General features: G+C 70.4%; 18 protein-coding genes. 7 read left to right on the forward strand and 11 right to left on the reverse strand.

Features of this window, described 5'->3' with window-relative positions; translation table 11 throughout:
• Positions 1-10: 10 nt before the first annotated feature.
• Together nifJ and gltA are read right to left on the reverse strand one after the other, a co-directional pair.
• Positions 11-3,571 (reverse strand): pyruvate:ferredoxin (flavodoxin) oxidoreductase, encoded by a 3,561-nt coding sequence (gene nifJ, locus MLG87_RS07870; protein ID WP_243294651.1) that lies wholly within the window; start codon positions 3,569-3,571, stop codon positions 11-13.
• 143 nt (positions 3,572-3,714) lie between these two features.
• Positions 3,715-6,492, reverse strand: a complete 2,778-nt coding sequence (gene gltA / locus MLG87_RS07875) for an NADPH-dependent glutamate synthase (RefSeq protein WP_243294652.1) — start codon at positions 6,490-6,492, stop codon at positions 3,715-3,717.
• Positions 6,493-6,938: 446 nt separating this feature from the next.
• Between gltA and MLG87_RS07880 the strand changes: the two genes are divergently transcribed.
• From MLG87_RS07880 to MLG87_RS07890, 3 genes are all read left to right on the forward strand, one after another.
• Complete coding sequence (locus tag MLG87_RS07880) at positions 6,939-7,385, forward strand: hypothetical protein (RefSeq protein ID WP_243294653.1); 447 nt, start codon at positions 6,939-6,941, stop codon at positions 7,383-7,385.
• Positions 7,386-7,701: 316 nt separating this feature from the next.
• Positions 7,702-8,799: a prephenate dehydratase gene (gene pheA / locus MLG87_RS07885; RefSeq protein WP_243294654.1), complete on the forward strand. Its 1,098-nt coding sequence runs from the start codon at positions 7,702-7,704 to the stop codon at positions 8,797-8,799.
• On the forward strand, positions 8,796-10,124 hold the full coding sequence (locus tag MLG87_RS07890) for a 3-deoxy-7-phosphoheptulonate synthase class II (RefSeq protein WP_243294655.1): 1,329 nt from the start codon (positions 8,796-8,798) through the stop codon (positions 10,122-10,124). The genes pheA and MLG87_RS07890 overlap by 4 nt, the downstream gene beginning before the upstream one ends.
• Positions 10,125-10,126: 2 nt before the next feature.
• Here the strand turns inward: MLG87_RS07890 and MLG87_RS07895 are convergent, their stop codons facing one another.
• Together MLG87_RS07895 and moaA are read right to left on the reverse strand one after the other, a co-directional pair.
• The gene (locus tag MLG87_RS07895) at positions 10,127-11,140 is read right to left on the reverse strand and encodes an isoaspartyl peptidase/L-asparaginase (RefSeq protein WP_243294656.1); all 1,014 of its coding nucleotides are present in this window, start codon (positions 11,138-11,140) and stop codon (positions 10,127-10,129) included.
• Between the two features lie 34 nt (positions 11,141-11,174).
• Positions 11,175-12,179 (reverse strand): GTP 3',8-cyclase MoaA, encoded by a 1,005-nt coding sequence (gene moaA / locus MLG87_RS07900; RefSeq protein WP_243294657.1) that lies wholly within the window; start codon positions 12,177-12,179, stop codon positions 11,175-11,177.
• A 59-nt stretch (positions 12,180-12,238) separates the two neighbouring features.
• Here moaA and MLG87_RS07905 point away from each other — a divergent pair, with 59 nt between their 5' ends.
• On the forward strand, positions 12,239-13,507 hold the full coding sequence (locus MLG87_RS07905) for a hypothetical protein (RefSeq protein WP_243294658.1): 1,269 nt from the start codon (positions 12,239-12,241) through the stop codon (positions 13,505-13,507).
• Between the two features lie 254 nt (positions 13,508-13,761).
• Here the strand turns inward: MLG87_RS07905 and recA are convergent, their stop codons facing one another.
• Together recA and MLG87_RS16090 are read right to left on the reverse strand one after the other, a co-directional pair.
• Positions 13,762-14,823, reverse strand: coding sequence for a recombinase RecA (gene recA, locus MLG87_RS07910; protein ID WP_243294659.1), 1,062 nt, complete (start codon positions 14,821-14,823; stop codon positions 13,762-13,764).
• Positions 14,824-14,919: 96 nt separating this feature from the next.
• Positions 14,920-16,047: a glycosyltransferase gene (locus MLG87_RS16090; RefSeq protein WP_279341184.1), complete on the reverse strand. Its 1,128-nt coding sequence runs from the start codon at positions 16,045-16,047 to the stop codon at positions 14,920-14,922.
• 67 nt (positions 16,048-16,114) lie between these two features.
• Here MLG87_RS16090 and MLG87_RS07920 point away from each other — a divergent pair, with 67 nt between their 5' ends.
• The 3 genes from MLG87_RS07920 (at position 16,115) to MLG87_RS07930 (ending at position 19,084) form a co-directional block, all read left to right on the forward strand.
• Positions 16,115-16,747, forward strand: a complete 633-nt coding sequence (locus MLG87_RS07920; RefSeq protein WP_243294660.1) for a GNAT family N-acetyltransferase — start codon at positions 16,115-16,117, stop codon at positions 16,745-16,747.
• Positions 16,748-16,759: 12 nt separating this feature from the next.
• Entirely contained in the window at positions 16,760-17,725 is a 966-nt protein-coding gene (locus tag MLG87_RS07925) for a carbon-nitrogen hydrolase family protein (protein WP_243294661.1), read from the forward strand.
• Positions 17,726-17,824: 99 nt separating this feature from the next.
• Positions 17,825-19,084: a cation:proton antiporter gene (locus tag MLG87_RS07930; protein ID WP_243294662.1), complete on the forward strand. Its 1,260-nt coding sequence runs from the start codon at positions 17,825-17,827 to the stop codon at positions 19,082-19,084.
• Here MLG87_RS07930 and MLG87_RS07935 read toward each other — a convergent pair.
• From MLG87_RS07935 to MLG87_RS07955, 5 genes are read right to left on the reverse strand one after another with little or no spacing between them, the layout of a single operon-like run.
• Positions 19,075-19,875, reverse strand: a complete 801-nt coding sequence (locus MLG87_RS07935) for an ABC transporter substrate-binding protein (protein ID WP_243294663.1) — start codon at positions 19,873-19,875, stop codon at positions 19,075-19,077. The genes MLG87_RS07930 and MLG87_RS07935 overlap by 10 nt on opposite strands.
• Positions 19,866-20,588 (reverse strand): ABC transporter ATP-binding protein, encoded by a 723-nt coding sequence (locus MLG87_RS07940; protein WP_243294664.1) that lies wholly within the window; start codon positions 20,586-20,588, stop codon positions 19,866-19,868. Before MLG87_RS07940 ends, MLG87_RS07935 begins: the two co-directional genes overlap by 10 nt.
• Positions 20,585-21,571, reverse strand: a complete 987-nt coding sequence (locus MLG87_RS07945) for a FecCD family ABC transporter permease (protein ID WP_243294665.1) — start codon at positions 21,569-21,571, stop codon at positions 20,585-20,587. Before MLG87_RS07945 ends, MLG87_RS07940 begins: the two co-directional genes overlap by 4 nt.
• Positions 21,568-22,422 (reverse strand): ABC transporter substrate-binding protein, encoded by an 855-nt coding sequence (locus MLG87_RS07950; RefSeq protein WP_243294666.1) that lies wholly within the window; start codon positions 22,420-22,422, stop codon positions 21,568-21,570. The genes MLG87_RS07945 and MLG87_RS07950 overlap by 4 nt, the downstream gene beginning before the upstream one ends.
• Entirely contained in the window at positions 22,422-24,449 is a 2,028-nt protein-coding gene (locus MLG87_RS07955) for a TonB-dependent receptor plug domain-containing protein (RefSeq protein ID WP_243294667.1), read from the reverse strand. Before MLG87_RS07955 ends, MLG87_RS07950 begins: the two co-directional genes overlap by 1 nt.
• Positions 24,450-24,465 lie beyond the last annotated feature (16 nt).

The following is a 24,465-nucleotide window of genomic DNA, read 5'->3' on the forward strand; positions in this document are numbered from 1 at the left end:
GATTCCCCCTTCAGCTTTCCTTGCCCTTGATGGAGAGCTTCGCGAGCTGTTCATAGACCGAGAAGCGGTTGGTGGTGTCGTGTTGCGCCTGGGCGAGCAGCTTCTTGAAGTGCTCGGGATTCTGCTGCTCGATCATGCGGTAGCGGGTCTCGTTGCGCACGTACTGGCCGAGCTCGATCTTCGGCGCGCCGGAGTCCATCTGGAGCGGCGTCTCGCCCCTGTCCATGCGGCGGGGGTCGAAGCGGAACAGCGGCCAGTGGCCGGAATCCACGGCCATCTTCTGCTGGTCGGCGCCGTGGGCCAGGTCGTAGCCGTGGGCGATGCAGTGGCTGTAGGCAAGGATGAGGCTGGGGCCGTTGTAGGACTCGGCTTCCTGGAAGGCCTTCACGGTCTGCATGTCGCGGGAGCCGAAGGCCACCTTGGCCACGTAGATGCCGCCGTAGGTCATCGCGATCATGCCCAGGTCCTTCTTGGGCATGGCCTTGCCGGCCATGGCGAACTTGGCGCCGGCACCCATGGGCGTGGACTTGGAGGCCTGGCCGCCCGTGTTCGAGTAGACCTCGGTGTCGAGCACCAAGACGTTCACGTTCCGGCCGGAGGCGAGGACGTGGTCGAGGCCGCCGTAGCCGATGTCATAGGCCCAGCCGTCGCCGCCCACGATCCAGACGCTCTTGTTGACCAGGTAGTCGGCCAGATCGTAGAGCATCTTGGCCTCGGGCTCCTTGAGGCCCGCCAGCTTCTGCTTGAGGGCCTCCACGCGCTCGCGCTGGGCCTTGATGCCGGCCTCGGTGCTCTGGTCGGAGGCGGCGATGCCGGCGATGAGCTCATCGCCGAGCTGGGCGGTCATGCGGTGCATCAGCTCCAGGGCGAACTCCTGGTGCTTGTCCACGGAGAGGCGCAGGCCCAGGCCGAACTCCGCGTTGTCCTCGAAGAGGCTGTTGGCCCAGGCGGGGCCGCGGCCGTCCTTGTTGACGGTGTAGGGCGTGGTAGGCAGGTTGCCGCCGTAGATGCTGGAGCAGCCCGTGGCGTTGGCGATGAGGGTGCGGTCGCCAAAGAGCTGGGTGAGGAGCTTGATGTAGGGCGTCTCGCCGCAGCCGGAGCAGGCGCCGCTGAACTCGAAGAGCGGCTCGAGGAACTGCGTGCCCTTCACGTCCAGCTTCACTGTGGTGCGGTCAGCCTCGGGCAGGTCGAGGAAGAACTTGAAGTTCGCCGCCTCGGGCTCACGCAGCGGGGCCTGGGGCACCATGTCGATGGCCTTGTGCTTGGGGTTGCTCTTGTCCTTCGCGGGGCAGACCTCCACGCAGAGCGTGCAGCCCGTGCAGTCTTCGGGGGCCACCTGGATGGTGTACTTCTGGCCCTTGTATTCGGGACCCTTGTAGTCCACGGCCTTGAAGGTGGCCGGCGCGCCGTCCAGCTCGGAGGGATCGTAGACCTTGGCGCGGATGGCGGCGTGGGGGCAGGCCATGGCGCACTTGTTGCACTGGATGCAGATGGAGGCGTCCCACTCGGGGATGTCCAGCGCGATGTTGCGCTTCTCCCACTTGGTGGTGCCCACGGGCCAGGTGCCGTCCACGGGGAAGGCGCTGACAGGCAGCAGGTCGCCCTTGCCCTCCATCATCACGGCGGTGACGCGCTTGACGAAGTCCGGAGCCTCGTCGGCCACCATGGGCGGTCGCTTGCGGGTGGCGGTCACCTTGCCGGGCACCGTCACCTGGTGCAGGTGGGCCAGGGTCTCATCCACGGCCACGAAGTTCTTCTGGACGATGGCGTCGCCCTTCTTGCCGTAGGTCTTCTTGATGGCCTTCTTGATCTGCTCGATGGCCTCCTCGCGGGGCAGCACGCCGGAGATGGCGAAGAAGCAGGTCTGCATGATGGTGTTGATGCGCACGCCCATGCCGGTGTTCTTGGCCACTTCGTAGGCGTCGATCACGTAGAGTTTGAGGTTCTTCTCGACGATGGCCGACTGCACTTCCACGGGCAGGGTGTCCCAGACCGTCTCGGCGCTGTTCGGGGTGTTGAGCAGGAAGGTGGCGCCGGGGACGGCGGTCTCGAGCATCTCGTACTTGTCGAGGAAGCTCGTCTGGTGGCAGGCGATGAAGTTGGCCTTGGTCACCAGGTAGGCGCTCTTGATGGGACGGGGCCCGAAGCGCAGGTGGCTGATGGTGATGGCGCCGGACTTCTTGGAGTCGTAGACGAAGTAGCCCTGGCCGAAGTTCGGGGTCTCCTCGGCGATGATCTTGATGGAGTTCTTGTTGGCGCCCACCGTGCCGTCGGCGCCCAGGCCGTAGAACAGGGCGCGGGTCACGTCGGCGGGCTCCACGTCGAAGTGGGCGTCGTAGGTCAGCGAGCTGTGGCTGATGTCGTCCATGATGCCGACGGTGAAGTGGTTCTTCGGCGCGTCCTTGGCCAGGTTCTCGTAGATGCCCTGGACCATGGCCGGCGTGAATTCCTTGGAGGACAGGCCGTAGCGGCCGCCCACGACGATGGGATCGAGCTTGGTGTGGCCTTCCTCGCGGCCCTCGCGCAGGGCGGCGATCACGTCCAGGTGCAGGGGATCGGCGGGGGCGCCGGGCTCCTTGCAGCGGTCCAGGACGGCGATCTTCTTCACGGAGGCGGGCAGGGCGCGGACGAACTCGGGGATGGCGAAGGGCCTGAAGAGGCGGACCTTCAGCACGCCGACCTTCTCGCCCTGCTTCATGGCCCACTCGACGTACTCGTGGGTGACGTCGCAGCTCGAGCCCATGGTCACGATCACGCGCTCGGCCTCGGGGTGGCCGAAGTAGTCGTAGAGGCGGTACTGGCGGCCGGTGAGGGCGGCGAAGCGGTCCATCTCCTGCTGCACAATGGCCGGGAAAGCCGCGTAATAGGGCGTGCAGGCCTCGCGGGCCTGGAAGAAGGTGTCAGGGTTCTGGGCGGTGCCGCGGATCATCGGGTGATCGGGCGTCAGGGCCATCTTGCGGAAGTCGGCCACCAGCTCGTCGGGCACCATGTGGCGGAGGTCCTCGTCATTGAGGATCTCGATCTTGGCCACCTCGTGGCTGGTGCGGAAGCCGTCGAAGAAGTGGAGGATGGGCACCCGGCTGCGCAGCGTGGCGGCGTGGCAGATGGCGGCGAAGTCGTGGGCCTGCTGGACGCTCTCGGAGCTCAGCATGGCGAAGCCGGTCTGGCGGCAGGCCATGACGTCCGAGTGGTCGCCGAAGATGCTCAGGGCGTGGGCGGCCAGGGTGCGGGCGGTGACGTGCATGCAGAAGGGCGTCAGCTCGCCGGCGATCTTGTACATGTTCGGAATCATCAGGAGCAGGCCCTGGGACGCCGTGAAGGTCGTCGTGAGGCTGCCGGCCTGGAGGGCGCCGTGGACGGCGCCGGCGGCGCCGCCTTCGGACTGCATCTCGATGACCGAGGGAATGGTCTTCCAGACGTTGGTCTTCCCCTGAGAGCTCCACTCGTCCGCCCACTCGCCCATGTTGGAGGAGGGCGTGATGGGGTAGATGGCGATGACTTCGCTGAGGCGGTGGGCGACCGAGGCGGTGGCCTCGTTCCCATCCAGGGTCTTCATCAAGCGCTTGCTCATGGTTTCGCTCCTTCCGGCGTGCTTCTTCGGGGCGCTTCCGGGGATAGGTTTCAGGACAGGCAATCCAGGATCGGGACAGGCAACAAGGCAGGCCCATCATATCTGATGGATTGGTCAATATTCATCACAAGATGGTCCAGTGGTCAGACCGCAACCTGGGGCTCCCCCATGAGGCGGCGGTGCATGGCGGCGGCGGCCCGCCGGCCCTGGCCCATGGCCAGGATGACCGTGGCGCCGCCGGTGATGACGTCGCCGCCCGCGAACACGCCGGGCAGGGAAGTCTCACCGGTTTCGTTGTCGACGACAACAACCCCGCCCTTGAGGGTCTTGAGGCCCTTGTCGGTCTGGGCGATGAGGGGGTTCACATCGAAGCCCAGGGCGACCACCAGGGTGTCGCAGGGGATCATGATGCGCTCGTCGGTCATCTTGGGGCTGCGGCGGCCGTCGGGGCCGGGCTCGCCCAGCTCCATCACGGCGCACTCGGCATGGGTCATCCAGCCCTTGTCGTTGCCGTGGAGCTGCACGGGCGTGCAGAGGAACTTGAACTCGACGCCCTCCTCGTGGGCGTGCTCCAGCTCCTCCTTGCGGGCCGTGGATTCCTTCACCGTGCGGCGGTAGACCACCGTGACCTTCTCGGCGCCCATGCGGCGGGCGGCGCGGGAGGCGTCCATGGCCGTGTTGCCCGCGCCCACGATGATGACGTTCTTGCCGACGGTCACCGGCGTGCCGTACTCGGGGAAGAGGTCGGCGCGCATGAGGTTGATGCGGGTGAGGAACTCGTTGGCGGTGTAGACGCCCTTGTACTCCTCGCCGGGGATGCCCATCATCTTGGGCAGGCCGGCGCCGGTGCCCATGAAGATGGCGTCGTGGTCCTTGCGCAGGTCATCGAGGGTCATGCTGCGGCCCACGAGGGTGTTCATGATGAACTTCACGCCCAGGCGGCGGAGGGTCCCCACTTCCTGGTCCACGATCTTGTTGGGCAGGCGGAACTCGGGGATGCCGTAGAGCATCACGCCGCCCGGCTTGTGGAGGGCGTCGTAGACCGTGACCTGGTGCCCCTTCTTGATGAGCTCGCCGGCCACCGTGAGGCCCGCGGGGCCCGCGCCGATGACGGCCACCTTCTTGCCCGTGGGGGCTTCCACCGGGGGCAGCTCGTCCGAGCCCAGCATGGAGTCGGAGGCGTAACGCTCCAGGCGGCCGATGGAGACGGGCAGGCCCTTGATGCCCACCACGCACTTGATCTCGCACTGCTTCTCCTGCGGGCAGACGCGGCCGCAGACGGAACCCAGCGAGGAACTCTCCTTGATGATGCGGGCGGCGCCCTGGGGATCCTCGTGGACGATCTCCATGAGGAAGGCAGGGATGTTGATATTGACCGGGCAGCCCTCGATGCAGGCGGGGTGCTTGCACTGGATGCAGCGGGCGGCCTCGAGCCGGGCCTGTTCGGGCGAGAGGCCCAGGCTCACCTCGTCGAAGTTGCACACGCGCAGCTCCGGCGGCTGGCAGGCCATCTCCTGGCGGGGGATCTTCATCTTCTGGCTGGGCTTGATGGTGTTCAGATCCAGGTTCTGCCAGTCCAGCTCGGTGACGGGCTCGTTCAGGTACTTGGAGTAGTCCACGGGGCCCGTGGCGGCCACGCGGCCGATCTTGCACTCGGAGGGATCGCAGGCGTCGTGCTCCTCCGCCTTGTACCAGTCCTGGCGCATGCGGAGCATGTTGAAGTCCACCTGGTGGCCGTCGAAGTCGGGGCCGTCGAAGCAGGCGAACTTGGTCTGGCCGCCCACGCTGACGCGGCAGCCGCCGCACATGCCCGTGCCATCCACCATGAGGGCGTTGAGGCTCACGAGCGTGAAGATGCCGTGGGGCTTGGTCAGGTCCGAGACGGCCCGCATCATGGGCAGGGGGCCGACGGCCACCACCTGGGCGACCTTCTCGCGGGCGATGATGTCCTTGAGGGCGTCGGTCACCAGGCCCTGGCGGCCCAGGGTGCCGTCGTCAGTGGTGACGATGAGCTCGGCGGAGGCGGCGCCCAGCTCGTCGGCCAGCAGCACGCGCTCCTTGCTGCGGCCGCCCAGGATGGTGATGACGCGACGACCCTGGGCGTGGAGCTCCTCGGCGGCGGGCAGGATGGCGGCGGAGCCGTAGCCGCCCGCCATCAGCACGATGGTGCCCTCCTCCACCAGCTCCGTCGGCGTGCCCATGGGGCCGGCCACGGCGAAGAGGCGATCGCCGGCGCTGAGCCTGCCCATGGCCTTCGTGGTGGCGCCCACCTCCTGCATGATGAAGTGGATGTAGCCCTTCTTCGCGTCGCCGCCGGCCAGGGTGAGGGGGATGCGCTCGCTCTCGGGGAACGGCGCGACCATGAAGAACTGGCCGGGCTTGCGGCCGCGGGCCACCTGCGGGGCCTGGACGATGAAGGACCAGGTCTCGGGGGCGATGAGCTTCTTCTCGAGGATGAGGTAGCCGTCCTGGGTCTCCTCGTCGGACCAGTACATGGACTTCCCCTTGAGGAGGGGCAGCATGAGCCGCTCTTCCATCTCGATGTGGTCGCGGACCAGATCCACGAGCCGCTGCCCCTGCAGCGTGAGGGCCTGGGGCGCCCGGACCTGGCCTTCGTTGATCTCGGAGAGCAGCTGGAGGGTCAGATCCCACATCTGGCGGTGCTCGTCCTGGATGCGCTGCACCAGGGACTCGGCCCCGAGCTCCTCCAGCAGGGGCAGCAGCTCGCGCTCCTCGGCCTCGTTGTGGGGCTTGAGCTCCTCATAGACCCACCGGGCCCCGAGATCCACGCGCTTCCAGTCCCCGGCCCCGATGGCCTTGGCCATGTCGGTCAGCTGCTTCTGGGCTTCCTGGTGGGTGGCATGCCAGTGCGGCGCGGGCAGGTTCTCGGCGGTGATGAGCGGGCGGGCCGTGTCGGACATGGAAGCCTCCAGATCCGTTCAGCATGCGATGACCGCCCGGGGATTTCTGTGTCTAAAAACCTAATCGGGGACACTTGTGACTCATGCCACAGGGGCCTGGAATCATAAGGACTTAGCTAGAGTATCAATCATTCTGTATGGATTATCTGGTTGTTAATATCCGACCCCCGCCACCCGGTGGCCCCTGACCTCGGGTCAGCAACTGGCGGATCCGGAAGGGCTTCGGGAGAACACTGTCAGGCGGCGGAACAGCGGCGTCCTTCGAGAGCTCCGCCTGACCCCGGCTGTGGAGTGGTGGGGGTGATGCGACGGGATCGAGACTCTGAATCGATTCCACCAGGTCGACCTCCTCCATGGAGGGGTGCCCGCAGCCCGGCAGGTCGCATGGAATGGCGCTCCGGGAGAGGCCGGGCCTGCGGTAGGGTGGAGGCCCCGGAGGCCTCCCTGTGGACCTGCTCGACGAGTTCCTGCCCTACGCCCAGAGCTGCCTGAAGCACGCCTCGGAGCGGGCCCGGCTGGCCGCCATCCTCACTCTCTGGGTGGCCAAGTGGCGGGGGAAGCACCGGGTGTTCGACTACTCCCGCAGCCACCACGGGGCCTTCTTCCACTTCAACCAGCTCATGGACGGCAAGTGGGTCCAGGCCTTCACCTTCGTGGCCACCCGCCGAGAGGGCGTCTGCCTGCGCGGGCCCGATCCCGATCGCACGCGGAAATCCCACAAGCTCCGCCGCAACGCCCTGGACGCCGCCCCGCTGGACGCCCTCTTCGAGGCCTGGTCGCAGCACCCCGAGGCCCGACCCGCCGGTCATGCCGTGGAGTTCTTCCTGGACGAGACCCCCGACGAGGTGTGGGCGGCCTGCCTGGCGGAGGTCGTGACCTGCCTCGGGGCCTGAGATCAGGGAAAGCAAAAGGCGGAACGCGAAGGGCGCTAAGAAAGGCGCGAAGGATAAAAGGATGTCCTATTTGGACCGAGCCTCTCTTCGCGGTCTTCGCGCCTTCACTCGCGTCCTTCGCGTTCCTCGGTTTCTCCTTGCAGGCCAAGGTCTTTTCCGGCAAGGTGTCTAGACCGTGATGACCGCCTCCCGCGCCTTCTTCTTTAGCTTTCGCACCTCGGGTGCGAGGGTAGGCGGCGTCTAGACCCGGAACCGCTTCGAACCATCGCCCCCGAGACCGCAAGGCTCGGGGGTTTTCGCATTCCAGGAGTCCACCATGACCGAGATCCCGTCCCTCCCCGGCCTCCGCCAGGCCATCGACGCCGTGGACGACCAGGTGCTGGCCCTGCTGAACCGCCGGGCGGCCCTGGCCGCGGAGGTGGGCCGCCTCAAGGCCGAGGCCGCGCCCGACGCCCTCTTCCATGCCCCCGCCCGGGAGCGGGAGGTGCTGGCCCGCCTGGAGGCCGCGAGCGCCGGACCCTTCCCGGCCCCGGCCGTTCGCACGGTCTTCCAGGAGATCATGAGCGCCTGCCTCAGCCTGGAGAAGCCGCTGCGGGTGGCCTTCCTGGGCCCCGAGGGCACCTTCACCCACCTGGCGGCGCGCCACCAGTTCGGCGGCTCCGGCCAGGCCCTGCCCCAGGGCACCATCCAGGCTGTCTTCCAGGCCGTGGAGCGCCAGCGCGCCGACTACGGCGTGGTGCCCGTGGAGAACGCCACCGAGGGCTCGGTGGACTCCACGCTCGACGCCTTTCTCGACAGTTCCCTGGCCATCTGCGCGGAGATCCTCCTGCCCGTGGACCAGGCCCTGCTGCTGCGGCCGGAGCTCGAGGTCGGCGGCGTGCGGCGGGTCTACTCCCATCCCCAGGCCCTGGGCCAGTGCCGGCGCTGGCTGGAGGCGCACCTGCCCGGGGTCGACCGCGTCGAGGCGCCCTCTACCTCGGAAGCCGCCCGCCTGGCCCGGGAGGACGCCGAGGGCGCGGCGGTGGCCTCCGAGCTGGCCGCGGATCTCTTCGGCCTCCGCGTGGCCGAGACGAAGATCCAGGACCTGGCCGCCAACGCCACGCGCTTCCTGGTGCTGGGGCCGAAGTCCGCCGAGCCCACGGGCCGCGACCGCACCACCCTGCTGGCCATGGCCCAGGACGGCCCCGGCGCCCTGCTGCGCCTGCTGGAGCCCCTGGCCCGGCGGGGCCTGAACCTCAGCCGTATCCAGAGCCGGCCCACCCGGCGCAAGCTCTGGGAATACGTCTTCTTCCTCGATGTGGAGGGCCATGCGGCGGACCCGGCGCTGGCGGAGGCCCTGGAGGAGCTGCGGGGCGTCTGCGCCTCGCTGAAGGTTCTGGGCAGCTACCCCCGGGCGCTGGAGGTGGCGCGATGACCGGCTGGACCTGGACCCCCGATTCCTGGCGCGGCCTGCCCGCCGCCCAGCAGCCGCGCTACCGCGACGCCGCGGCGGTGGAGGCGGCCCTGGCGGAGCTGCGGGAGCTGCCGCCCCTGGTGGTGGCCGAGGAGGTGGACCACCTCCGGAGCCTGATCGCCGAGGCTGCCGCGGGAAGGCGCTTCCTCCTCCAGGGTGGCGACTGCGCCGAGGCCTTCGCGGACTGCCGCGGAAGTCTCATCCAGGACAAGCTGCGCGTGCTGCTCCAGATGTCCGTGCTCATCACCCACGGCGGCCGCACGGGCGTGGTCCACCTGGGCCGCATCGCGGGCCAGTACGCCAAGCCCCGCAGCGGGGACACGGAGCTGGTGGACGGCCATCGCGTGCCCGTCTACCGCGGGGACCTCATCAACGGGCTCGATCCGACCCAGCGCGAGGCCGATCCCCGGCGCCTCCTGGAGGCCTACCACCGCGCCGCGGCCACCCTGAACCACCTGCGGGCCTTGGTGGACGGCGGCTTCGCGGACTTGCACAACCCGGAACATTGGGACCTGCCCTGGAGCCGCGAGGACGCGGGCCACTACCTGGAGACTCTGGAGCAGGTGCGGGTCTCCCTCGACTTCGTGAAGTGCCTGGGCGGCCTGCCCGAGCACCTGCGCACCGGCGAGCTGTTCACCAGCCACGAAGCCCTGCACCTGCCCTTCGAGACGGCGCTCACCCGCTGGGTGCCCGAGAAGGGGGCCCACTACAACCTGGGTGCGCACTTCCTCTGGATCGGCGAGCGCACCCGCCAGCTGGACGGCGCCCACCTGGAGTACATCCGCGGCCTGGCGAACCCCATCGGTCTGAAAGTCGGCGCTTCCATGACGCCGGAGCAGCTGCGACAGGTGCTGTCCAAGCTGGATCCCCAGCGCCAGCCGGGACGCCTCACCCTCATCACCCGTTTCGGGGCGGGGAAGGCGGGCCGCGTGCTGCCCGCCCTCATCGAAGCCGCCCGGGCCGAGGGCCATCCCGTGCTGTGGAGCTGCGACCCCATGCATGGCAACGGGCGTACGACCAAGGGCGGGCTCAAGACCCGGGACTTCGGCGACATCCTCCAGGAGCTGCGCGAGGTGGCCGACCTGCACCGCGCCCACGGCTCGCGGCTGCGCGCCGTCCATTTCGAGCTCACCGGCGAGCCCGTCACAGAGTGCACCGGTGGCGTAGAGGGCCTCGTCGAGGCCGACCTGGAGCGGGCCTACAAGAGCGGCTGCGACCCCCGCCTCAACCGCAGCCAGAGCCTGGAGATGGCCTTCCTCATCGCCCAGATGATGCGGAGGGCGTGAGGCTACTGCGCGGCGCTCCACGCCATCTGGTTCCGGTAGTCGGTGACGAAGGCCTTCTTCTCGGCGCTGTAGTTGCAGCCGCCGCCGGTGGTGGTGGGGCCGACGGCGACGAGGCCGAGGTCGATGGTGGGGGGGAAGGCCTTGAGGGCGCGGTCCACGGCCTCCTGGGCGGGGAGGCCCCGGGCCAGCAGGTCGTAGGTGGCCTTGGCCACCAGGTGCTTGATGATGTCCTCGCCGTTGCCGGTGCAGGCCACGGCGCCCTTGGGGCCGGCGTAGATGCCCGCGCCGAACATGGGCACGTCGCCCACGCGGCCGTAGAAGGTGATGGTGGTGCCGCCGGTGCTGATGGCGGCGGCGAACTGCCCTTTGGCGTCGCGGGTGACGCAGCCCACGGTGTCCGAGGGGCCCAGCGCTTCTTTCAGCGGCGTGGGGAAGTTCCAGGCCTTCTTCCAGTCGTAGCGCTTCCAGGCCTCGAGCTGGCGCGGGTCAGAGCCCTTGAGGATGGCCTGCACGCGCTGGAAGCGGGCCTTGTTCTCGGTGCAGGTGGGATCGTAGTCGGGGAAGCCCATGGCCCGGGCGAAGCGCGTGGCGCCCTCGCCCACGATGAGGAGGTGGGGCGTGTCCATGACCTTGCGGGCCACCAGCACGGGGTTCTTCACGCGCTCGATGGCGGCCACGGCGCCGTAGCCGCCGGTGGCGCCGTCCATGCAGGCGGCGTCCATCTGGATGGTCTTGCCGTCCAGGCGGATGTTGGCGCCGGTGCCCGCGTTGAAGCGGGGATCATCCTCCAGCACCACCACGCCGGCCAGGGCTCCCTCCAGGGCGCTGCCGCCGGCCTTCAGGGCCGCCAGGGCTTTGGCCGCGGCCGGATCCGTCCCGTCCATGCGGGTGCGGGGGCTGCCGGCGCCGCCATGGACCACCGCGGCAGGTGGCGCCGCGGGAAGGGCGGCCGTAGGCGCGGCCGCGCCGAGGAGGGTGGCCAGGGCCAGGGTGACGAGGGCGTGTCGGGGCGTCATGGGGAGATCCTACCCCGGATGACTGGAGGATTTCCTAGCCGCCAATGCGGGACATCTCCACCTTGGGCAGGCCGGGCGTGGCCCCGCGCCGGAGCTCGGAGTAGCGGTCCTCCCGCCGCTTCCAGTGGAAGCCCAGGAGGCTGGCGAGGTCCCCGTCGCTGTGGCCGCTGCGGAGCAGCCCCTTGAGGTCCAGGCCCTGCCCCGCGAAGAGGCATGTGTAGAGACTGCCCTCAGCGGAGAGGCGGGCCCGGTTGCAGCCGCGGCAGAAGGGGGCGGTGACGGAGGCGATGAGGCCCACCTCGCCCTTGCCGTCGCGGTAGCGCCAGCTCCGCGCCACGGCGTCCTCGCCGGCCTCGAGGGTCTCCAGGAGCCAGCGGGCGTTGAGTATCTGGTGCACCTGGGCCGCGGGAACCACGGACTCCATCCGCCAGCCGTTGGTGGTGCCCACGTCCATGAACTCGATGAATCGCAGGGTGTGACCTTCGTCGCGGGCGAAGGCGGCCAGGTCGATGATCTCGTCGTCGTTCAGGCCGCGTTTGAGCACGCAGTTCAGCTTGACGGGGCTGAAGCCCGCGGCCCGGGCGGCCGTCACGCCCGCCAGCACGCGGTCCAGGGGCAGGTCCGTGTCGCTGATGGCCCGGAAGCGGTCGGGGCGCAGGGTGTCGAGGCTGACGGTGATCCGGTTCAGGCCGGCTTCCTTCAAGGGACGGGCCAGGTCGGGCAGGAGGACGCCGTTGGTGGTGAGGGCGAGATCCTCCAGGCCGGGCAGCGCCGAGAGCATGCGCACCAAGGCGGGCAGCTCCCGGCGCATGAGGGGCTCGCCCCCCGTGAGGCGGATCTTGGTGACGCCGAGGCTGATGAAGATCCGCGCCAGCCGGGTGATCTCCTCGAAGCTGAGCAGGGCCTCCCGGGCCAGGAAGGGGTAGTCCGGCCCGAAGACATCCTTGGGCATGCAGTAGGTGCACCGGAAGTTGCAGCGGTCGGTGACCGAGATGCGCAGCGCCTTGAGGGGGCGGCCCAGGGTGTCGCGAGGCTCCATTCCCCAAGCATAATTTCATTTAATGCGTCAGAATGGACTGTTTGATTGGACCGCTGAACATGGGCTTTTTCGATCGCTTCCGTTCCCGCGCCGACGAGGCGCCCCTGCCGTCGCTGGCCACCCTGCTGGAGACCCGGGGCCTGCCCGCGTCCCTGCCGGGGCTGGAGGCGCTCGTGCCGACCTTCGAGGCCCACCGCCGGGCGGAAGAGCGTGAAGCCTGGGCAGATGCGGTGGCGGAGACCCATCGGCTGGGCCTGCCCCTCCCGGAGCCCTGGATCGACGCCCAGGACCACCTGCTCCCGGAGCTGGTGCCCACCTGGCGGGCCGAGCGCGAGGGCCGCTGGAGCCACGCCTTCATCGACGGCCTGACGGCGCGGATCCGCGTGGCTGAGGTGGTGATGCCCGCCGCCTGGCTGCGGATCTGGGACCAGCCCGCCGAGGACGTGCTGGATCTGGCCCTGGACCACCTGCGCCACCGCAGCGAGGGCGCCTTCGTGCGGCTGCCCTCGGGCATCTACCAGGCGCCCTGGCACGACGGGGCCGACGCGGCCCGCCTGCTGCTCCCCGAGGTCTGGCACGGCCTCTTCAAGGACCAGCATCCCTTCCTGGCCATCCCCACGGCGGACACCCTGCTGGCGGCGCCCCAGATCCTGCTGCCCAAGCTCATGGAGGAAGTGGGCCGGGCCCTCCAGGCGAAGGGCCAAGCCGGGAGCCAGACTGGCGCCCAGCCCCTCCAGCTGGCTGTGCTGGAGCGCATCGGCGACAAGCTGGTGACCGCCCGGCTCCAGGAGCCCCATCCCATGTCGGCCCCCCAGCGGGAGCTGAAGAACATGGACTTCCTGGAGGCCCTCCGGAACCAGGAGAAGGACCTGGACCCCGGTCTGGGACGCCCGGCCCCGGTCCTCCTGCTGAAGACCGGCCAGGGCAAGCCCCTCACCATGGCCACCTGGACCGACGGGGCCCCGACCCTGCTTCCCGAGGCCGATCTCATCGGCTTCGCCGGCCCGGACGGCGAGCCGCTGGGGATCTACTGGCGCCAGTCCCTGCCCCGCATGCACGAGGTCCGCGGTACCGCCGTGGACATCTGGGGGCCCCGGCGCGTCCGCTACGAAGGCTTCCCCACCGCCGAGCAGATCGCCCGCCTGGAGCCCTTCGCCACCGCGGAGCAGATGAAGTCCCTCCAGGCCCAGCCCGGGGTGCAGCCGGGGTCCCGGCCCTCCGCACCGAAGGCAGTGGCCCCCGCCGGCGCCCCGTTCAGCGCCCAGGGCGCGGCGCCCCTGCCGAAGCATCTCCGGGGCGCTGGCCTGGGCGTGCAGGACAAGGACTAGCTTCACCCGCCCAGCGGAAAGATTGGGAACGCGAAGGGCGCCAAGACGCCCTGCGGGCGCGATCAGTGGACCAGAGACCGTAGGCCCGGATGTCCTGTGCCGGAGCAATGGAGCCGCCTTCGCGTCCTTGACTTACCCCTTCGCACCCTTCGCGTTCCCGTCTTTCGCCTTCGGTCAGATCAAAAACGGCGGCGGCCTTTGGGGGACCGCCGCCGTCTGCCGACCCCTTCCAAGGGCGCGCAGGTCGATGATGCTTACACTTCCACGGCGGTGCTCTTCATGCCGAGGCGCTCGCGGATGAGGCCCTCCACCTCGTCCGCCAGCTCGGGATTGTCGGTGAAGAGCTTCTTCACGTTCTCGGCGCCCTGGCCCAGGCGGCTGTCCTTGTAGCTGTACCAGGAGCCGCTCTTCTGGATGATCTCCAGCTGGGTGCCCAGCTCCACCAGCTCGCTGGTGCGGCTGATGCCCTCGCCGTACATGATGTCGAAGGTGGCGATCTTGAGGGGCGGGGCGACCTTGTTCTTCACGACCTTCACCTTGGTCTTCTTGCCCACCACGGAGGAGTCCTCGTCCTTGGCGGCCACCAGGGGATCGCCCGTGTTGCCCTTGATGCTCTGGATGCTGCGGACGTCCAGGCGCACGGAGGCGTAGAACTTCAGTGCGTTGCCGCCGGTGGTGGTCTCGGGATTGCCGAACATCACGCCGATCTTCATGCGGATCTGGTTGATGAAGACGACGCAGCTGCGGGTCTTGCTGATGGTTCCGGTCATCTTGCGGAGGGCCTGGCTCATGAGGCGAGCCTGGAGGCCCACGTGGCTGTCGCCCATCTCGCCGTCGATCTCGGCCTTGGGCACCAGGGCGGCCACGGAGTCCACCACGATGATGTCCAGGGCGCCGCTGCGCACGAGCTGGTCGCAGATCTCCAGGGCCTGCTCGCCGCTGTCCGGCTGGCTGATGAAGAGGTTGTCCACGTCCACGCCCAGCTTCTTGGCGTATTCGGGGTCCAGGGCGTGCTCGGCGTCGATGTAGGCGGCCAGGCCGCCCTTCTTCTGGGCCTGGGCCACCATGTGCAGGGCCAGGGTGGTCTTGCCGCTGGCTTCCGGCCCGTAGACCTCCACGATGCGGCCCTTGGGCACGCCGCCTACGCCCAGGGCGCTGTCCAGGGCGATGGAGCCGGTGCTGATGACCTCGAGGCCCTCGGCGGGGCTCATGCGGTCGCCCAGCTTCATGATGGAACCCTTGCCGAAGGCCCGCTCGATGTCGGCCACGGTGCGGGACAGGGCTTTCAGGCGGTCATCTTGTTCGGCTGCGGCCATGGGGTCCTCCGGAAGGGGTGCTTTCCAGGATGGATTCAAAAAGCGAAAAAAACAAGAAAATCTTTTCGGCCACCCCCGAGGGCCGGGTCCACCAGCCTAGCGCAGCTTGACGTCCCGCCCACGCCAGTGGTTCACCCCCCGGAGGCGGTCCGCGAAGGCCCAGGCGGTGCCGGCCGCGAAGACCAGGGCATCCAGGGGCCAGAGGGCCCAGAGCAGGTCCATGGGCCGGCCGGTCATGCGCTGCTGGACGTCCCCCGCCAGGGCGGGCACCAGCAGCCAGAGCAGCAGCGCCAGGCCCGGGTGGCCCGTGAAGGGCAGCCAGAGGGGGGCGAGCATCACCAGGGCCACGGGCGGGAGGAGCAGGGGGAGGAGCCCCCAGGCGGGCAGGGCGGCGGCGTTCTTCCGCATGGCCCGCACCAGTTCCCCCAGGCCGTGGTACATCCGCAGGTGCAGGTCCGGGCCGCCCCGGGCCACCCGGTTCACGAAGCCGGCCTGTTTCATCCGCCGGGCCAGCATCATGTCGTCGATGGCCTCCAGGGGGGCCGCCGCGTGGCCACCGGCGGCCTCGTAGGCCTCCCGCCGGACCAGGGTGAAGCCTCCCACGCCGCAGAAGGCCGGATGGCGGGGATTGGGCACCTGGTGGGGCGGCACCAGCAGCTGGAAGGCCGAGGCCGCCAGGGGCAGCACCACCCGCTCGGCAGGTCCCACGGCGTCCACGCCGGGGATCAACGCCAGGATGTCCGTCGGCTGGGCCAGGGCGAAGGCCACGGCTCGGCGCAGCAGGGTCGGCGAGGCCTGCACGTCCCCATCCGCGAAGAGCAGCCATGCGGCGCCCTGGGCTTCAGGTTGGCGGACGGCCAGGTCCAGGGCGTGATTCTTCCCCAGCCAGCCCGGGGGCAGGCGGTCGTTGCGGACGACCCGGAGGCGGTCCGGTCGGGCCTGCGCACGGGCCTGGAGGATCTCCGGGCTGCCGTCCGTGGAGCCGTCATCCACCACGACGATCCGCAGGGCCGGGTAGTCCTGGGCCAGCCAGGAGTCGATGGCGGCGGGCAGCTCGAGGGCCTCGTTCCGGACGGGGATGCAGAGGCACACGGAGGGCGGGTCCGCTGGCAGGGCGGGATCCGGGGCCAGGGCGGGCAGCCGGGTCCAGTGCCGGCGCAGGAGGGCCAGCCCCGCGAGGAGCAGGGTGGCGGCGATCCATGCGGCGAGGTCGATCCAAGGCATGTCCCAGGCTAGCCCGAACGGGCAGACTGGCGGCGTGGGTTAACCTGGGGGCCTCTCCGGGAGCGTCATGGACGAGCTCGGCCCACCCACCCCCGTGCTGCGCCGCCTCCGGCGCCCGGACGACGTGCCCGGGATCCGGGACCTGATGGCCCGCGTCTATCCGCCGCCCCATGGCCCAGAGGCCGTGTGGTCCGCCGAGAACCTCCTGCGCCACATCGAGCGGTTCCCCGAGGGCCAGATGGTGGTGGAAGCGGGCGAGCGCCTCGTCGGGACCTCCACGGCCCAGCGGGTGCCCCTGGCGGCGGCGCTGGCCCCCCACACCTGGTCCCTGATCACAGGGCGGGGCAGCCTGTCCACCCATGATCCCGAGGGGGACGCCCTCTACGGCGTGAACATCGCGGTGGATCCCGCCTGGCAGGACCAGGGCATCGGGCGGCTTCTCTACGAGGGCCGCATCGAGCTGGGCCGGCGTCTGGGCTGCCGCGCCTTCGTGGCCGGGGCCCGCATCGCCGGCTACCACCGCGTGGCCCACGAGATGAGCCCCGAGGCCTACGTGGAGGCCGTGGTGGCCGGCCGGATCTTCGACCCCACCCTGTCCAAGCAGCTCCGCGTGGGCTTCCAGGTCCGCGGGGTGCTGCGGGACTACGCTCCGGACCCGGAGACCCTGGGCCACGCTGCCCTTATCGTCATGGAACTCTGAGGAGGCGACGGCATGCGCTTCAAGGCTCCCACCCCGTTCCTGTCCCGCCCGGTGCGGGTCTGCGGCATCCAGTACGCCCTGCGGCCTGTGGCCGACTTCGCCGCCTTCGCCACCCAGGTGGAGAACTACGTGGATGTGGGCGACGACTACGACGCGGACGTCATCGTGTTTCCCGAGCTGCTGGCGGTCCAGCTGCTGAGCTGCCTGCGGCCCGGCTTCCCGCCCCCCGAGGCCATGCGGGAGCTGGCGGAGCGCTTCACGACCGACTACGAGGGCCTGTTCCTCCACTTGTCGCGCAAGTACGACCGCATCATCGTGGCGGGCACCCACCCGCGCTTCGTGGACGGGAAGCTGCAGAACGTGGCCTCCATCTTCGTGCCGGGCCACGGGCCGGTCCACCAGCCCAAGCTCCACCTCACCCCCACGGAGCGGAACGTCTGGCACTTCGAGCCGGGCCAGGAGATCCACATCATCGACACGGACTTCGGGCGGATGGGCGTGTCCATCTGCTACGACGTGCAGTTCCCCGAGGTGGCGCGGATCCAGGCGGAGCAGGAGGTCCAGCTGCTGGTGGTGCCCTACCTGACGGACGACCGCCGGGGCTACAGCCGCGTCACCACCTGCGCCCGGGCCCGGGCCGTGGAGAACCAGATCTACGTGGTGACCGCGGGCATGGTGGGCAGCCTGCCCCTCATCACGGACCTCACGGCGCAGTACGCCCAGAGCGGCGTCTACACGCCCTCCGACTTCCCCTTCCCCATGGACGGCATCGCCACGGAGGCCGCCGCCAACTCCGAGATGGTGCTGGTGGGCGACATCGACCTGGCCGTGCTGGACCAGACCCGGGCGCGGGGCTCCGTGCTGAACCACCAGGACGCCGCGCGCGACGGGCTTCACGTGACCTTCGAGGGCCGCATCCACGTCCATCACCTGCCCTGGCTGAAGCAGGCCGAAGGAACCGGGACGGCGGAGAGCTGAGGGCGCCCGTTCGGTGATGGTGGCCCGTTGGGGCCCCTGAGCGGGGATGTCTGTGAACCGTGAGGTATCCTCGGGTCAAATCTTGTCCCGAGGCACCGGATGACCCTGGCCTTCCTGGTTCACGACCCTCTCGCCGGCACCCTGATGCTGCTGGCGTTGCTGTGGCTCTCCGCCAAGGTGGGTGGCGAGCTGGCCGTGCGCCTGAAGCTTCCTGCGGTCACCGGCGAGCTGGCGGCGGGGCTGGCCCTCACAGCCCTGCACCGGGCCTGGCCCCTGGTGCCAGAAGTGGCGGCCTCTCCCGCCGCCGAGCTGCTGGGGGGTCTCGGCGTGGTGGTCCTCATGTTCGCCGTGGGCCTGGAATCCACCGTGCCGCAGATGATGAAGGTGGGCGCGGCCTCGCTGCGGGTGGCCTCCATCGGCGTGGTCGCGCCCATGGCCGCGGGTCTGGCGGGGGCCTGGCTCCTGCTGCCCGCGGGCTCGCCCTTCGTGCTGGACCTCTTCATCGGTGCCTGCCTCTGCGCCACCAGCATCGGCATCTCCGCCCAGGTTCTGCGGGAGAAGGGCGCGGCGGATTCGGTGGAGGGCCGCATCATCGTGGGCGCCGCCGTGGTGGACGACGTGCTGGGCCTGCTGGTACTGGTGGCTGTGTCGGGTCTCGTAGGGGCCTCGACCACGGGCGGGCCGGGCGGATCAGGCGGCTCCCTGGGCTCCGAGCTGGCGAGAACCCTCCTCCTCGCCCTGGGTTTCCTCGCGGCCGCGCTCACGCTGGGCCGCCTCGCCACGCCACGCCTCTTCCGCCTGGCCAGCCGGTTCCGGGGCGAGCAGGTGCTGCTGCCGCTGGGCCTCGGCTTCGCCTTCCTGCTGGCTTGGCTGGGCAGCCTGGCGGGCCTGGCCTCCATCGTGGGCGCCTACGCGGCGGGCCTCATTCTTGAGCCTGCGCACATCGAGGACCTGGAGCGCCGTGAACGGCACACCCTGGAGGAGCTGGTGCATCCCCTCGTGATGGTGCTGTCGCCCCTCTTCTTCGTGCTCATGGGGGCCAAGGTGGATCCCACCGCCCTCTTCCGGCCCGCGACCCTGGGCTTCGCGGCCGTGCTGGCCCTGCTGGGCGTGGTGGGGAAGTACGTGGCGGGCTACACCGGAGGCCGGGGCACCCGCGCGGCCGTGGTGGGCTGGGGCATGGTGCCCCGCGGCGAGGTGGGGCTCATCTTCGTGGCCACCGGCGCCCAGCTCCAGTGGCATGGCACTCCCCTGCTGAGCCCTGACATCCAGGCGGGCATCATCGGCGCCCTCCTCCTCACCACCGTGGCCGGGCCGGTGGGGCTGGGGTGGGTGCTGAGGCGGAACGGTCAGCCCTGAAGCTGGGCCCGCAGCCACCGGGCCGTGTCGAGGTAGCTGGGCCCGTCGTGGATGAGGTTCCGGCCCCTGGCGATGCCGGAATGGATGATGCGCGGGTTCCAGTCCCAGCCCCGCTCCGCCAGCAGGGCCCGGGCGTCCACCGGGTGCTCGGGTTCCTGGAACAGGACGATCGCCTCGGGGCGGGCGGTTCGGACGGCCGGGAGGTCGGGATGGGGATAGGCCTCGGAAGCAAGGGCGGGCGCGGGCTGTCCACCGGCCAGCTCCACCAGGTCATGGATGAAGGAGAGTCCCCCGACGCCCCGGAGGTGCCTCCCGCACCAGAGCTCGACGAAGACGGTCGGACGACGGCCGGGCGACCCGGCCAGCTCCGCGAAGCCGGCCTCCATGCGGCGGCAGAGGGCCCTGGCTTCGGCCACGCGGTGCATGAGTCCGCCCAGGAGGATCTGGTTTTCCAGGATGCCGAACCGGCTGGCGGGGAGGGGCAGGGCGTAGACGGGAAGGCCCGCCTCCGCCAGCCGGCGTCCGAGGGTGGCCTGGATGCCGGAGGTCACCAGGACCAGGTCGGGGTCCAGGGCCCGGAGGGCGTCGAGGTCGACCTGCAGGTAGTCCCCGACGACGGGAGCCTGGAGGTGGTCGACATAGCGCCCGCAGTAGGGCGTGACACCCGCCAACGCCGCTTCACAGCCGATCGCGACCAGCGTCTCCGTGGCGCTGGAGACGAAGCTGACCACACGCTGGGGAGGGGCGTCGAGGTTGAGGCGTGTGCCGTGCACCGGGCAGGTCACTCGCACGGCAGTTCCGGCACCAGGCTCTCCACGAAGGTGGCCTCCACGCGGAAGACCTGACGGATGAGGGCGGCGGTGAGGACCTCGTGGGGGCGGCCGTCGCCGACGAGGTGGCCCCGGTCGAGCACGAGCACGCGGTCGAAGCGGTAGGCGGCGCGCAGGTCGTGGAGGCTCACCAGCACCGTTCCACCCCCGCTGGCCAGGCGCCGGGCCAGACGCATCACCTCCAGGGCGTGCCGCACGTCCAGCTGGGCCACGGGCTCATCCCAGAGCTGGATGGGCGCCTGGGTGGCGAGGGCCCGGGCGAGACTCACTCGGTGGCGCTCGCCGCCCGAGAGGCGCGTGGCGGGGCGGTCGGCGAGGTAGGCCAGGTCCAGCTCCGCCAGGGCCTCCACCACGCCGGTGGGGTCGTCGCCCCAGGCGTAGCGCCCCTGGGCTACGACCTCTCGCACGGGGAAGGCGAACTCGAAGTGCGCCTCCTGGCCCACCCAGGCGAGCCTCCGGGCGCGCTCCGCCGCGGGAATGTGCGACAGCGCCTGTCCATTCCAGAGGACCGTGCCATGGGCGGGCAGCAGCCCCGCCAGGGCCTGGATGAGGGTGGACTTCCCCGCGCCGTTGGGTCCCACCAGGGCCACGAGCTCGCAGGGGCCCAGGTCCAGCGACACGGCCTCGAGGCGACCCGGCACCGAGAGGTGGGAGGCGTGGAGGGCGGCGGTCATCGCGGCCTCCGCAGCAGCCACAGGAAGAAGGGGCCGCCGACCAGGGCCGTCACCACGCCCAGGCGCAGGCCGAGGGGGAAGAGGCGGGTGATCAGGTCGCAAGCGAGGAGGAAGGCCGCGCCACCCAGCATGGAATAGGGCAGCAGGCGCCGGTGGGCCGGGCCGAAGGCCAGGCGGAGGATGTGCGGCACCACCAGGCCCACGAAGCCGATGATGCCGCCTACTGCGGTGGCTAGGGCGGTGAGGATGGTGGAGAGGACGATGAGCTGGCGGCGCAGGCGGCGCACGTCCACACCCAGGCTCTGGGCGCTGTGCTCCCCGAGGCTCAGCAGGTCCATGGCCCGGCCCAGGGGCAGCAGGAGGAGGCAGCCCGCGAGGATGGCCGGCACCCCCATCCACACGTGCTCCCAGCTGCGGCTCTCCAGGCCGCCCATGAGCCAGAAGAGGATCTGGGCGTTCACCTCGAAGTGGCCGGCGGTGGTGGTGAGGAGGAAGCTGGTGCCCGCCCCGAGCAGGGCGTTCAGGGCCACGCCCGAGAGCAGCAGCCGCTCGGTGCCGGCCCCCCGCTGGGCCAGCATCAGCACCGCGCCGGTGGCGCCGAAGGCGCCCAGCACCGAGGCGGCGGGCAGGGCCCAGATCGTGGCGGCCGCGAAACCACCCGCCGGGGCCAGGGCCAGCACGGCCACGGCGCCCAGGGCCCCGCCGCTGCTGACGCCCAGCAGGCCCGGGCTGGCGAGCGGGTTGCGGAAGAAGGCCTGCATCACCACGCCGCTGGCGCCCAGGGCCGCGCCCGCCGCCAGGCCCACCAGGGCCCGGGGTAGGCGGAAGTCGCGCACCACCGTCCGGGCGATGTCATCTCCGCTGCCGCCGAGGGCCGACAGCACCTGGCCGAAGGACAGCCGCAGCTCGCCGAAGGCCAGCGAGGCCAGGAAGGCCAGTACCAGCAGCGCCACCAGCGCCGGGACGGCCAGGCGTGCTCTCACCTGAAACGTTCCGGATGGAGGGCCCGTGCCAGCCGCTCGTAGGCGTCGATGCGGTGGTGGGAGACGCTGGACATCAGGGCGCCGGGGAGGACCACGAAGCGCCCGGCCTTGAAGGCAGGCAGGACGCGGTAGTGGGGAATCTCCGCCAGCTTGGCGCGGATGTCGGAGCCGTCCGGGCGGTCTCCCGAGACCACCAGCACCTCGGCGTTCCAGGTGAGGAGCTTCTCCGAAGGCGTGGGGGCGTGACCCTTGAGGCCGGCCTCCGCGGCCACGTTCACGGCCCCGGCGTGGTCGCAGAGGTCCTGGAAGGTGGTGCCCGAGCCCGCGGTGAACGGATAGGCCCCGGCGGTGAGCACCCGGGTGGGCCGCACCCCCCGGAGTCGGGTGGCGAGGTCCTGCACCCGGGCCCGGCAGCGGGTGATGAGGGCCTCGGCGCGGGCCTCCTGGCCCAGCTCGTGGCCGAGGGACCGCAGGCTGGCGTAGACATCCTCCAGCGTGTCGAAGCGGTCCAGCACCACGAGCCGGACCCCGGCCCGCCGGAGCAGGGCCAGGGTCTCGGGACGGGTGAAGCTGGCGGCCAGCACCAGGTCGGGGCGGAAGCGCAGCACGCTTTCCGCGTCGCTGTCCTTGAGGGCCGGGAACCGCTGGGCCTCGCTGGCCGCGGCGCTGAACCGCGCGTCGCGGCCGATGTGGCTCAGGGCGGCGATCTGGCCGGGATCTGCCAGGGCCAGCAGCAGCTCGTCCGTGCCCACGGTCTGGCTCACCACCCGCTGTGGCCGCGCGGCCAGCAGGGGCAGGCCCGCGATCGACGAAAGGAGCGCCAGCAGCAGGAGGGCAAGCCAGCGTCGCATCACCACCTCCAGGTCACGGCGAGGGTCCAGCGGGGGCCGGGGGCCGGGAAGCCGTAGACCAGGCTGGCATCGCCGTCCTGATCGTAGCGGCCGCTGAGCCAATCCTGGACCGTCTGTTTCGGCTGGAGCAGGTGCTCGCCCCGCAGGGAGAGCGTCAGGCCCTTCACGGGCTCGTGGGAGAGGCCCACGGCCAGGTCGCGGTAGGGCTTGCGGGTGGAGAGGATTTCGTAAGTGGTGTCGTTCAGGTCGTAGCGGGGGCCGATGCGCGCGAAGCGGACATCGGCGCGCCAGGCCCCGGACTGGACGAAGGCCGCCACGGCGCCCGTGAAGAAGGGGTGGCGCAGGATGGCGGTGGTCTGCTGGCCGAAGCGGTCGGCCTCGGTGTTGTGGTCGAGGTCGCGGGTCTCCTGGCTGCGGAGGATCAGGTCCCAGCCGTAGGCCACCGCCTCGCCACCCCGCCAGCCCAGCGCGCCCTCCAGGCTCTGGGCCCGGATGGAGCCCTGGTTCGCGTAGTGGGAGGTGAAGAGGGGCGGCCAGGACCAGCTGGTGTCGTAGACATAGGCCAGCAGCTCGTCCACGCGGGTGCGCTGGGCCTCCAGGCGGTATTCCCAGTGGCCGCCGAACTGGCCCGTGGCGCCCAGCTGGATCGTGCGACTGCGCTCCGGATGGATCGGATAGGCGGTGGCGTCCTGGCTCTCCGCCTGGGCGTTCAGGGCGAACTCCGTGGTGCTGGGCATGCGGAAGCCCTGGCCCGCGCTGGCGTAGAGGCGCAGCTCGGGCGCCATCCGCCAGTTGAGGCCCATGCGCCAGGTGCCCGCTTCCGCGCTCCCGGCCCGGCTGCGCAGCCCGGTGTCGGTGCGGGTGAGGTCCCGGTGGCCGGCGTCGCGGCGGAGGCCGGCCACCCAGTCCAGGCCCTCGGCGAGGGTCCAGCGCAGCTCCAGGGCCCCGGCCAGGTCGTGTCCCTCGCCCCGGTAGGGAATGGCGGCGTAGGTGTTCGGGTCGTAGTAGTTCCGGGCGTGGGCCGTGTCCACGCGACCCTCCAGGCGCCCCGAGATCCGGAACGCGGGGGCGGGCGTCCAGTGCAGCGTCAGCTGGTCCTCCACGCGCCGGAAGTCCCGGTCCGTCTGCTCCCGGTGGGGTCCGCCGGGATCGCCCGTGCGGCCTTCCAGGGCCTGGAGGGTGTTCTCCAGCGACAGGGTGGGCGCCAGGGCCCAACGCAGGCCGGCACCCCAGCTCTCCTGGCGCGTGCGCATCTCGCGCTGGGGCTCGTAGGCGCGTACCGCCGGAAAGCCCAAGGTGGTGAAGGGGGTGGTCGCCGTCTGGCCGCTGTTGCGGTAGAAGGCGGTCAGGTCCGCCTCGCCGAGCTTCGCTCCCATCCGCAGGAAGCCGCCGGCCTGGCGGAAGGTGTCGTCGGGGAAGCCGCTCTCCTGCTTCTGGGCCTCGGCCCCCGCGGCGATCCAGCCGCGGGAGCCGGTCACCTGGGCCTGGGCGGAGCCGCTCCGCAGGCCGTCGGTACCTCCCTTCAGGGTGGCCTCGCCGTGGCAGCCGTCGGCTCCGCGGCCCAGGCTGGTGAGGGCGATGACGCCGCCGATGGCGTCGCTGCCGTAGAGCACGGATGAGGGGCCGAGGACCAGCTCCACCCGCGCGATGCCCACGAGGCTGAGGGCGCCCAGGTCGGGGCTGGGGGCCGTGGGATCGTTGAGACGCATCCCGTCCAGCAGGACGACCACGTTACGGCTGAGGGTGCCATTGAGGAAGGCGGAGGCCTGCTTGCCGGTGCCGCCACTCGCCATCACGGCCCCGGGTTGGAGGACCTCCAGCAGGTCCGCCAGGGTGCGGCTGCCCAGGCGGGCCAGCTCCTCGGCTTCCACGATGCGGACGGGGGAGGGCGTGCGGGCGACCTCGACGGGCTGGGACTCCGCGCTGACCGTGACCGTGGCCTCGGCGGGCTTGTGGTCGGCCTCGCCGGCCACGGAGAGGGCGGACACGGCCGCCAGGGAGAAGAGAATGCGGGCAGAACCCATCATGCCTCCACGCATGAGG

The sequence above is a fragment of the Geothrix mesophila genome (assembly GCF_022808835.1).
In the GTDB taxonomy this organism is placed as follows: Bacteria; Acidobacteriota; Holophagae; order Holophagales; family Holophagaceae; genus Geothrix; species Geothrix paludis.